Raw genomic sequence first — 10,873 nt, forward strand, 5'->3', positions numbered from 1 at the left:
GAGGCCTCCTGGTCTGCGCGACCTGCGAGGGGCACCGCGGCGCGGGTGCCCCGACGGCCTCCCCCTCTGTCATCGCGACCTGAGAGCTTCACCGGTCCGCGCGCGGCCCGGTTTTCACCGTCGGTGAGGAGGGGCTGCGGCGTCGTCCGTCGTGGCCCGCCCTGCTTTCCAGAGTGACCTCACCCGCGCGGTACGTGAGCCTGAGAGATTCCGGGGAGGATTTGCTCCTTCGGCGCCCCCGGCACTGTCGCCGGAGGACTCTCCCGCTCGGGGTCAACAGCCACTTCAGAGCCTACCAGCGCCCGCCGGCACCGACCCGGCGGCGGTTCCCGCCCGCCTCCCCGAGTGGCCGATGCGCCGAATATGCCGTTTCGTTGTTTGTGGCGACTGTTCGCGAGCAGGCGCCTTCTCGTGCGAGGAGTTGGAGGGACCACCGTGCAGACCGACATCGACCCGCGGGATCTGATAGGCCTCAAGGCGTTCGACAGCACCGGACAGAAGATAGGGACCGTGGACGAGGTGTACCTCGACGACGCCACCGGCGTCCCCGAGTGGGCGGCCGTGCGCACCGGGTTCTTCAGCCGCGACGCCTTCGTCCCGCTGGAACCCAGCGAGGTGGCGGACGGGGCGCTGAAGGTGCCCTTCGAGCGTTCCCTGGTAAAGGAGGCGCCGGACTTCGGCGTGGGCCGCCACCTCTCCCCCGAGCAGGAACTGCAGCTCTACCGCCACTACGGGCTGGGGGCGCCCGGCGCCCGCACACCCGCCTCCGACGAGGACATGACATTCGGGCGGATCGCGGGCTCCGAGGCCTGACCACCCCACGGCGGCAGCGGCTCGGAGGGCTCCAGCTCCGGGTCGTCCACCGCGAAGGTGCGCACCCGGCCCGGCGGCGACCCGGGCTGCTCGAACCGCACCGTGACCCGCCCCAGACCACTGCCCTGCACCCAGCCCGGCCCGTACCGCGCATGCCGTATGTCCAGGCCGGGCAGCCAGTGCCTTACCTCCCGCGTCTCCCTCCCGGCCGCCGGTCCGCCCGCCGCCTCAGGCGGAGCGGGGCTCGGCGGCCGGTCCGCACCGGGGAGCCCCGCGGCCCGGGCGCCGGCCTGGGCGAACAGGTCCTCCTGGGTGAAGTCGGCCAGCCCGCTCACCCCGACTCCCAGCAGTCTCACCCCGGCGGTGGTGTCCACGCCCTCGACGAGCCGGGCGGCGGCCTCCCTCACCACAGCCGGGTCGTCGGTCGGGCCGCGCAGCGTCTCGGAGCGGGTGAGCGTGGAGAAGTCGTAGCTGCGGATCTTGACCACCACCGTGCGTCCGCTGCGCCCCGCCGCCCGCAGCCGTGCGACACAGCGGTCGGCGAGCCGTGCGATCTCGGCCTGAATCCTGGCGCGGTCGGTGAGGTCGGTGTCGAAGGTGTCCTCGACCGAGACCGACTTGGCGTCGCGCTCGGCGACCACCGGCCGTTCGTCGATCCCCCGCGCCATCTCGTACAGCGCTCCGCCGTGCGCCCGGCCCAGCAGGCGGACCAGCTCCGCCTCTCCCGCCTCGGCGATCTCGCCGACGGTGGCTATCCCCGCCCGGCGCAGGGTCTGGGCGGTGGCGGGCCCGACACCGGGCAGTGTGCGCACCGGCATCGGCGCCAGCAGTTCCCGCTCGGTGCCCGGCGGGATCACCACCAGCCCGTCGGGTTTGGCCTGTTCCGAGGCGATCTTGGCGAGCATCTTGGACCCGGCCAGCCCCACCGAGCCGCTGAGCCCGGTGGCGGCACGGATGTCCCGGCGCAGCCGTTCGCCCACGGCACGGGCGGCGTCGGCGGACCAGCGCCCCGCCTCTCCCGCCGCCCCGCCCGCCTGGAGGTCCACGAACGCCTCGTCCAGACTGAGCGGCTCCACCAGCGGCGACAGCTCGCGCAGCAGTCCCATCACCACCTCGCTGACCCGGCGGTAGAGCCCGAAACGGGGAGTGAGGTAAGCGGCGTTCGGGCACAGCCGGCGGGCCTGTGCCATCGGCATCGCCGAGTGCACCCCGAAGACCCGGGCCTCGTAGGAGGCGGTGGCGACCACCCCCCGCGGCCCGAGACCACCGACGATCACGGGCTTCTCACGCAGGCTGGGCTTGGCCGCCTGCTCCACGGCGGCGTAGAAGGCGTCCATGTCCAGATGCAGGACCGTCGGTGTCCCTCTCACACCCTTGATACTGCCCTACGTCACCGACAGGGACGGCCGCGTCGTCCGCCTGCCCCGCCCCGCCGGGCGGTACCGGTGGTCCGGCCGTCGCGCCGGGTCATCCCGCCCGGTTGCGGCGGCGCGCCAGTTCGTCGGCCGGGTTGTCCCCGACGACGGTCTCCCCGGTGTCGACCCGCTCGGCGTGCAGCCGGGACAGGGCGGCCTCGACGTCCCGCCACACCACGCCGACCGCGATCCCGAAGACCCCCTGACCGCCCTGGAGGAGGTCGACGACCTCGTCGGGCGATGAGCACTCGTAGACCGTCGCGCCGTCGCTCATGAGCGTCATCCGCTCCAGGTCCCCGATCCCGCGCGAGCGCAGGTGCCTCACGGCGGTACGGATGTTCTGCAACGACACCCCGGCGTCCAGAAGCCGCTTGACGATCTTCAGTACGACCACGTCGCGGAAGCTGTAGAGCCGCTGGGTGCCCGAGCCGTACGCCGGGCGGACACTGGGCTCGACCAGACCGGTACGGGCCCAGTAGTCCAGCTGCCGGTAGGTGATGCCCGCGGCCGCGCAGGCCGTCGGCCCGCGGTAGCCGACCAGCTCGGGCCCTGCGCCCTGTGCGGTGGGGGCGGACCGGGCAGTGGGCCGTATGGAGGATCCGCGCAACGGATACGGATCGCCCGCCGCCCTGCTGTCGCCGGTGCTTCCCACGCCGACCCTCCGTCCTTCACGTCCCGCGGATATGCCCGGGACCTGCCCAATCGACGGTAGGCAGTCACTCGGGGTGCGTCAACGATCGCCACACTCGGCACGCCGAGTGATAATCACCCAGGGAGTGGTTTCGCGTGTCCCCATCGCGGGAATGGGTGCCGGAATGGTCTGATGTGGGCGGCGCTCACTGGTTGCTGGTACCGAAGTCCTCCGGGGAAATCTGGTCGAGGAACTCGCGGAACTTCTCCACCTCGTCCTCCTGCTCGTCCGGGATCGCGATCCCGGCGTCGTCCAGCACACCGTCGCTGCCGTAGATCGGCGTCCCGGTGCGCAGGGCCAGCGCTATGGCGTCGGACGGGCGGGCGCTCACCTCCACACCGCTGGCGAAGACCAGCTCGGCGTAGAAGACGCCCTCTCTGAGGTCGGTGATCCGCACGGCGGTGAGCTCCTGCCCGACCGCCTCCAGGACGTCCTTGAACAGGTCATGGGTCAGCGGGCGGGCGGGCGTCATACCCTGCTGGGCGAAGGCGATCGCTGTCGCCTCCCCAGGACCGATCCAGATGGGAAGGTACCGGTCGCCTCCCACCTCTCGCAGGAGAACGATCGGCTGGTTGGAGGGCATTTCGACCCGGACACCCACAACGTCGAGCTCGTTCACACAGCAACCCTAGGACGTGCGCGCCCCCTTTGGGTAGTCGGGCACCCCGTGACCCGGCCCCGTGTCAGCGCGGCCGCGCCTTCAGCGCCGACCGCACCAGGGCCGCGTGCAGCCGCACGGCCAGCGTCGCCAGCTCCCGCGCGGTCGTCTCCGCGTGCGCCCTGGTCTGCGGATTGCGGTGCCGCCGCAGCGGTGCCACGACCTGCTCCACCAGCCCGGCCTCCCGCTCCGCGGCGGCCTTCACCACCCGCAGATGCCGCGGCTCCAGACCGTACCGGCCCAGGTCCGCGACGATCCGGGCGACGACGACGGCCTCGGCGTCGTACCCGCCGTCCCCTCCGGGACCGAGCAGGCCGTACGACTCCCACTCGGCGAGCTGCTCCTCCCCCGCCCCGACGGCGGCCAGGAGCTCCGCGCGCCCCACACGCGCCGTGCGGGGGAGGTCCGCGCCGTCCGAGCCGTCCGGATCGCGGTCCTGCGGGGCGGCGGCCGAAACCGGACCACCCTCCTGCGAGTCGAACGGATCGATGACCTCGGACGGCCTCACCGGGCCGGGCAGGGCCACCTCCTCGCCGCGGTCGAGCGCGTCGAGGTACTCCCTGATGACCCGCAGCGGCAGATAGTGGTCGCGCTGCATCCGCAGTACCCGGCTCAGCCGCTCCACGTCCGCCGCGGTGAACTTGCGGTACCCCGACGGAGTCCGCTGCGGCTCCACCAGCCCCTCGGACTCCAGGAAGCGGATCTTGGAGATGGTCACCTCGGGGAACTCGTCCCGCAGCAGGTTGAGCACGGCTCCGATGCTCATCGGAGCGGACTTCGCGCCGGCGGTGCCCCTGCGGGCACCGCCGGACCGTGGTTGCAGCATGGACGCCCCCGGGGCGGTGGGTCAGACGGTGCGCTGGCTGGCGAAGAAGACCAGCCTGTACTTCCCGATCTGGACCTCGTCACCGTTGTTGAGCACGACCGAGTCGATCCGCTCGCGGTTGACGTACGTGCCGTTGAGACTGCCGACGTCGGCGACCGTGAACCGGCCGTCCGGGCCGCGCCGGAACTCCACATGACGGCGGGAGACGGTCACGTCGTCCAGGAAGATGTCGCTCTCGGGGTGGCGCCCCGCCGTCGTCAGCTCGCTGTCCAGCAGGAAACGGCTGCCGGAGTTCGGCCCCCGGCGCACCACCAGCAGCGCCGAGCCCATCGGCAGCGCGTCCACGGCCGCCTGAGCCTCGGGGGACAGCGACGGCAGGGCCGTCTGTCCCGTCATCTCCGCGTCGTAGGCCTCGATACCCGAGATCGAGATGGTGGAGGTCGTCTCCGAGGAACGCTCGGGTGCGGCACCTCCCCGCAGCGGTGCCCCGCAGTTGGAGCAGAAACGGCTCGCCTCGGCGGCGCGGGTCCCGCACCTGGCACAGACCGGCAAGTCGGCTCCTCCACCCGTACTCGAGGCTGATGGTGCCTCGGAACCTATGCGGCCGGATGCTTCCCGGTCAACAGAGACAGGGCCGTGACCACTCGAATCGTGGCCGGACGCGACCTCGTCACGGAAGAGCGGGCGTTCCGTCCCCTCCGCCGCGGGCTCGCCGCCGCGGGGCGCACGGTGCCGGGCACCGTCCCCGGCACCCTGACGCTTACTACCGAACAACTTCCCAAGAAAACTCACGGGCGATTCCCCTCGCACGAAACAGACCCGCCCGTGGGGCAGGACAGACCCTCGATGCTCACAGTGGCCGAACCGGACGCCCTCACAACGTCCCTGGCCTTCGGACAGTTTCCCTTACCCGCAGGTCGGCAAGCGCGCCGACCCCCGGTTTCTTCACGCGTCGGCTCACTGCGATGACGACTGAGCGTAGTCAGGCCGCTTCGCCGATCGCAAGGCATCCACGACGATCTTCTCTGAACGTGTTATGGACACGGTGGCCTGCTCCTTCTCCAGGGACTGGACGACACCGCCCGGGATGTTGAGCGCCGGCTCGAGGTCCTGCGGTTCGCCGATGACCTCGAAACGGTAGGGCGAGGCCACCTTGCGGCCGTCGACCCTGATGCCGCCGCCGCTGTCGGTGAAGTGGGTGCTCGTCACCACCCGTACACCGTTGACCTCGATGGCCTCGGCGCCCGCGGCACGCAGTTCCTGGATCGCGTCCAGCAGCATGTGGGCCTCGACCGTGCCCGCGGCGTCGTCCACCGTCATCCGGATCCCCGGCCCCTCGGCCGCGACCGTGCCCGCCAGCACACCCAGCTGCCGCGCCCTCTCCTCGGTCTGCCGACGCGCCTCCTCCGCCTGGTCCGAGCTGTTCTCCAGCTCGGACTTCTGGTTCTCCAGCGTCCGCTTCTCCTCCTCCAACCGCTGGGTGCGGCTGTCGAGCTCGTCGAGGATCCGCACGAGGTCCTCCTGCCGCGCACCGCGCAGCGGACTGTTCTCGCTGGTGGAGCGGACCTGGATGGCGAGCCCCAGCCCGAGGACGAACAGCAGCAGCGCCACGGTGAGTTGGTTGCGGTTCACCCGCGGCGGCCACAGCCCGCGGACCAGCCGTTCGCGTCCGTCCGGAGCAGGGGTTCCACTGACCGGGGCGGTGCCCTCCGCGGCCTCCTCCGGCCCCGCGGCGGTCCCGTCGCGTCCCTCCTGCGGGCCCATGCCCGGCGGTGTCGTCCTGTCGTCGCTCATCGCTCACTCACGCCCGGAACACATGCCGCCGGATGGCGGCGGCATTGGAGAAGATACGGATGCCCAGCACCACCACGACGCCCGTCGACAGCTGCGCACCGACGCCGAGTTTGTCGCCGAGGAAGACGATCAGTGCCGCCACCACCACGTTCGACAGGAAGGACACCACGAAGACCTTGTCGTCGAAGATGCCGTCCAGCATCGCACGCAGTCCGCCGAAGACCGCGTCCAGCGCCGCCACGACGGCGATCGGCAGATAGGGCTCGACGACCGTCGGCACCACGGGACGGACCAGGAGTCCGGCCACGACTCCCACGATGAGGCCCAGAACGGCGATCACGATGTGCTGCCCTTTCCTGTTTTCACGGGCTCTGCCGTACGAACGGTGAGGCTGGGCGCGGCCGGCAGCCGCACCCGGTCCTGGACGGAGATGCCGGTGCGGATGCCGTAGTTGTCCTGGAGCACCTCCAGGTACAGGCCGTCGTCACTGTCCTGGAAGGTTTCGCTCAGGTCCTCGCCGTCGCCCACCGCGAGCAGGGTGTACGGAGGCACCAGTGGTTTGTTGTCGACGAGTATGGCGTCGCCTGCGGCGCGGATGGCGGACAGGGCCGTCAGCCGCTGCCCGTTGACCGAGATCGCCTCGGCTCCCGACTCCCACAACCCGTTGACGACCCTCTGCAGGTCCCTGTCCCGTACCCGCCCGGTGTCGGCGAAGCCGGTGCTCCGGCGCGGCCCCCCGCCCTCGCCCGGTCCGGAGTCCTCGGCGTCGTCGACGACGAGCCTGATCCCCGGTCCCTCGACCGGTACCGCCCCGGCCAGCAGCGCGACCACTTCGCCGCGGTCGCCGCCGTGTTCCTGGAGCGCCTCACGCTGCATGGCCGCGACCTCCCCACGGAGGCTGTCCACGCTGCTCTGCAGGCCGTCCGCGTCCCGGCTGCCGTCCTCGATGCGGTCGATCAGCTCCTGCCGCTCCCGCGCCTCCGCGGGCGCCTCGAAACGCGCCTGGGCGGCCCCCAGCGTGACCACCAGCGCGGCCAGGACGAGTCCTGCGGCCAGGACGAGCTTCCCACGCAGCGTGCTGGGCAGCCCGGACCGGCCCTCGGCACCCCGGCGGGCCGCCGCTTCCGCGTAGCCGTCGTCGAGGCTGTGCTCCATCACATTCGTGAGCAGCGACATGGAGGCGTCGGGTCGCGCAGGCCTCGAGGGTGTGCTCCGTACGGGGTGCTGCTGCGACATGCCGCACATCGTCGCACGCCGAGGACCGTGCCGCCGAACAGGGCCTCCACAGCGCCGGGGCGCGTCCGTTCGGCGGTACGGTACCGCGGTGTTCCGGGGCTCACACGCTCCCGGAAATCATCGGGCCGTCAGCGCCCGGCGCTGTCGACCACAGCCGACCACTCGTCGAGCAGCGCCTGCGCGGAGGCGTCGTCAGGCCCCTCGGCCCACAGATGGGTGACCGCCTCGGCCGGATCCGGCAGCACCATGACCCAGCGCCCGTCGGACTCCACCACGCGTACGCCGTCGGTCGTGTCGACGAAACGTTCCCCCGCGGCCTCGACGACCCGGCGCATGACCAGGCCCTTGACCGCCCAGGGGGTGGCCAGGTCGCGGCGCAGCACATGGGCCTGCGGGATACGGGCGTCGATCTGGCTGAGGGTGAGCTGGGTACGGGCCACGAGTCCGAGCAGGCGCACGAAAGCCGCCGTGCCGTCGAAGACACTGCTGAACTCCGGCACGATGAACCCGCCCCGGCCGTCGCCGCCGAAGACGGTGGCCTCGTCCCTTCCGACCCTGGTGAGATCGTCCGGCGAGGTCGTGGTCCACTCCACCTGAGTGCCGTGGTAGGCGGCCACCTGTTCGGCGATGCGGGTCGTGGTCACCGGCAGGGCGACCTTCCCACTGCGCCGCTCCGCGGCGATCAGGTCGAGCATCACCAGCAGCGCCCGCTGGTCCTCGATGATCGTGCCGCGCTCGTCCACCAGGGAGATCTTCTCACCCACGGGGTCGAACCGGACGCCGAAGGCCGCCCGGGCCGACGCCACGATCTCCCCCAGCCGCACCAGACCGGCCCGGCGGGTGTCGGCCGTCTCGGTCGGCCGCGCCTCGTCCAGCCCCGGGTTGATCGTCAGCGAGTCGACACCGAGTCGGCCGAGCAGACTGGGCAGGACGAGGCCGGCGCTTCCGTTGGAGGCGTCCACGACCACCTTGAGACCGGACTCGGCGACACCGGTGGTGTCCACCGCCCGCAGCAGCGTTCCTGTGTAGGAGTCGAAGACACTGGCCGGGAAGCTCAGGTCTCCGATCTCCCCCGGGAACGCCCGGCGGTACTCCTGGCGGGCGTAGACGCGGTCCAGCTTGCGCTGGCCCGCCTGCGAGAGGTCGGCCCCCCGCTCGTCGAAGAACATGATGTCGACGGAGTCGGGAACGCCCGGCGTCGTACGGACCATGATGCCGCCGGCGCTGCCTCTCGCGGTCTGCTGCCGGGCCACCGGCAGCGGCACGTTCTCCAGGTCCCGCACATCAATGGCGCTCGCCTGGAGGGCGGAGATCACCGCACGCTTCAGGGCACGCGCGCCCCGGGAGTGGTCGCGGGCCGTGGTGACCGTCGACCCCTTCTTCAGCGTCGTGGCGTACGCTCCGGCCAGCCGTACGGCCAGCTCCGGCGTGATCTCCACGTTGAGGATGCCGGAGACACCGCGGGCGCCGAACAGATGGGCCTGGCCCCGCGACTCCCAGATGACCGACGTGTTGACGAAGGCACCGGCCTCGACCGTCTTGAAGGGGTAGACCCGGACGTTGCCCTGGACGATGGACTCCTCGCCCACCAGACACTCGTCACCGATGACCGCACCGTCCTCGATCCGGGCGGCCCGCATCACGTCGGTGTTCTTGCCGATGACGCATCCACGGAGGTTGGACTGCGGACCGATGTAGACATTGTCGTGAACGACGGCCTTGTGCAGGAAAGCGCCGCTCTTGACCACCACGTTGGAGCCGATGACCGTGTGCTCCCGCAGTTCTGCGCCGGCTTCCACCTTGGCGTAGTCGCCCACATACAGCGGTCCGCGCAGTACCGCGTCGGGATGGACTTCCGCGCCTTCCGCGATCCAGACCCCCGGAGAGATCTCGAATCCGTCGATCTCGACGTCGACTTTCCCCTCGAGAACGTCGGCCTGCGCCTTGACATAGCTCTCGTGGGTGCCGACGTCCTCCCAGTAGCCCTCGGCGACATAGCCGTAGACCGGCTTGCCCTCCTTCATGAGCTGCGGAAAGACGTCGCCGGACCAGTCCACGGGGACATCGGGGTCGACGTAGTCGAAGACTTCCGGCTCCATGACGTAGATGCCGGTGTTCACGGTGTCGGAGAAGACCTGGCCCCAGGTGGGCTTCTCCAGGAAACGCTCGACCTTCCCGTCGTCGTCGACGATCGTGATACCGAACTCGAGCGGGTTGGGCACCCTCGTGAGACACACGGTCACCATCGCGCCGCGTTCCCGGTGGAAATTGATGAGTTCGGTCAGGTCGAAGTCGGTGAGAGCGTCACCGGAAATGACCAGGAACGAGTCGTCCTTGAGGGCTTCCTCCGCGTTCTTGACACTGCCTGCGGTGCCCAGAGGTTTTTCCTCATTGGCGTAGGTGAGCTCCATCCCGAGCTCCTCGCCGTCACCGAAATAGTTCTTGACCAGGGAGGCCAGGAACTGTACGGTCACCACGGTCTCGGTGAGACCATGCCGCTTGAGCAGCCGCAGCACATGTTCCATGATGGGCCTGTTGGCCACTGGCAGCAGCGGCTTGGGCATGCTCGCGGTCATCGGGCGAAGGCGGGTGCCCTCGCCACCGGCCATTACGACGGCCTTCATGTCGGAAGCGTCCTCCTTGAAGAGACGACATACATGCCGACTGTGCCCGGCCGAAGAGACCCGTGAATCTTTAAAGGGCCACTCGGGTCTCGCAGCCCCCGACGAGAGTCAGGGCCTAGTCGGCTGCGGCGTCCGCCTTGACAAGTCGGCGGACTTGAACCACATAGAGGATTCCTGCCCACCAGTACAGGGTTGTACCCCAGCCTGCGAACGCCCATCCGAAAATAGCAGCCAGTGACGGAAGCCATCCGCTTCCGTCACTGAGCAGCAGCAGCGGGAAGGCGTACATCAGGTTGAAGGTGGCGGCTTTCCCCAGGAAGTTGACCTGCGGTGGTGCATATCCGTGGCGGTCGAGGACCCAGACGGCCACCAGCAGCATGAGCTCGCGAGCCAGGAGCAGTCCGGTGAGCCAGAACGGGAGGATGTCGCGCCATGTCAGCCCGACCAGGGTGGAGAGCACGTACAGCCGGTCGGCAGCCGGGTCGAGGATGCGGCCGAGGCCGCTGACCTGGTTCCAGCGCCGGGCGAGTTTGCCGTCCAGGTAGTCGCTGACGCCGCTGAGCGCGAGTACGAGCAGCGCCCAGCCGTCGGCGTTGGGACCCCCGAACACCGGCCAGAGGATCAGCCACAGGAAGAGCGGAACCCCTACGAGCCGCGCCATGCTGAGGATGTTGGGGATGGTGAGGACACGGTCCGTCTGGACGCGTGTCTCCTGGGCCTCCACCCAAGACCTCCTGTGAGTCCGTGCCAACGATGCTTCCTGACCTTACCTGCAGGGCGAGGCCAGCGGCGAAGGGGGCCCCGGAAACGGGGCAC

Annotated in this window: 11 protein-coding genes and 1 riboswitch; of the genes, 1 reads left to right on the plus strand and 10 read right to left on the minus strand. The window is 70.2% G+C overall.

Going from position 1 to position 10,873, the window contains the following annotated elements:
• Nucleotides 1-178 precede the first annotated feature (178 nt).
• A riboswitch (glycine riboswitch) is annotated at nucleotides 179-276 on the minus strand.
• 159 nt (nucleotides 277-435) lie between these two features.
• Nucleotides 436-813: a PRC-barrel domain-containing protein gene (locus tag ACW69E_RS24445; RefSeq protein ID WP_457500445.1), complete on the plus strand. Its 378-nt coding sequence runs from the start codon at nucleotides 436-438 to the stop codon at nucleotides 811-813.
• On the opposite strand, the gene ACW69E_RS24450 is transcribed toward ACW69E_RS24445, so the two are convergent.
• The 10 genes from ACW69E_RS24450 to ACW69E_RS24495 all read right to left on the minus strand — a co-directional run bounded on the left by ACW69E_RS24450 (nucleotide 729) and on the right by ACW69E_RS24495 (nucleotide 10,781).
• Nucleotides 729-2,183, minus strand: a complete 1,455-nt coding sequence (locus tag ACW69E_RS24450) for a DNA polymerase IV (protein WP_457500446.1) — start codon at nucleotides 2,181-2,183, stop codon at nucleotides 729-731. The genes ACW69E_RS24445 and ACW69E_RS24450 overlap by 85 nt on opposite strands.
• Before the next feature lie 97 nt (nucleotides 2,184-2,280).
• Nucleotides 2,281-2,880, minus strand: a complete 600-nt coding sequence (locus ACW69E_RS24455) for a MerR family transcriptional regulator (RefSeq protein ID WP_457500447.1) — start codon at nucleotides 2,878-2,880, stop codon at nucleotides 2,281-2,283.
• Between the two features lie 184 nt (nucleotides 2,881-3,064).
• Complete coding sequence (locus ACW69E_RS24460) at nucleotides 3,065-3,538, minus strand: bifunctional nuclease family protein (protein WP_093658537.1); 474 nt, start codon at nucleotides 3,536-3,538, stop codon at nucleotides 3,065-3,067.
• Between the two features lie 64 nt (nucleotides 3,539-3,602).
• Nucleotides 3,603-4,403: a transcriptional regulator FtsR gene (gene ftsR, locus ACW69E_RS24465; RefSeq protein WP_457500448.1), complete on the minus strand. Its 801-nt coding sequence runs from the start codon at nucleotides 4,401-4,403 to the stop codon at nucleotides 3,603-3,605.
• A 21-nt stretch (nucleotides 4,404-4,424) separates the two neighbouring features.
• Nucleotides 4,425-5,237: an FHA domain-containing protein gene (locus ACW69E_RS24470; protein ID WP_457500459.1), complete on the minus strand. Its 813-nt coding sequence runs from the start codon at nucleotides 5,235-5,237 to the stop codon at nucleotides 4,425-4,427.
• A 123-nt stretch (nucleotides 5,238-5,360) separates the two neighbouring features.
• Nucleotides 5,361-6,197, minus strand: coding sequence for a DUF881 domain-containing protein (locus ACW69E_RS24475; protein ID WP_457500449.1), 837 nt, complete (start codon nucleotides 6,195-6,197; stop codon nucleotides 5,361-5,363).
• Nucleotides 6,198-6,204: 7 nt separating this feature from the next.
• Nucleotides 6,205-6,537, minus strand: coding sequence for a small basic family protein (locus ACW69E_RS24480; RefSeq protein WP_093658545.1), 333 nt, complete (start codon nucleotides 6,535-6,537; stop codon nucleotides 6,205-6,207).
• Nucleotides 6,534-7,442 carry a DUF881 domain-containing protein gene (locus tag ACW69E_RS24485; protein ID WP_457500450.1) on the minus strand — a complete coding sequence of 303 codons (909 nt, stop codon included), beginning with the start codon at nucleotides 7,440-7,442 and terminating at the stop codon, nucleotides 6,534-6,536. The genes ACW69E_RS24480 and ACW69E_RS24485 overlap by 4 nt, the downstream gene beginning before the upstream one ends.
• Before the next feature lie 119 nt (nucleotides 7,443-7,561).
• Nucleotides 7,562-10,057 carry a sugar phosphate nucleotidyltransferase gene (locus ACW69E_RS24490; protein WP_457500451.1) on the minus strand — a complete coding sequence of 832 codons (2,496 nt, stop codon included), beginning with the start codon at nucleotides 10,055-10,057 and terminating at the stop codon, nucleotides 7,562-7,564.
• Between the two features lie 115 nt (nucleotides 10,058-10,172).
• Nucleotides 10,173-10,781, minus strand: a complete 609-nt coding sequence (locus tag ACW69E_RS24495; protein ID WP_457500460.1) for a CDP-alcohol phosphatidyltransferase family protein — start codon at nucleotides 10,779-10,781, stop codon at nucleotides 10,173-10,175.
• Nucleotides 10,782-10,873: the final 92 nt, after the last annotated feature.

It is taken from the genome of Streptomyces sp. SS8 (genome assembly GCF_054072955.1).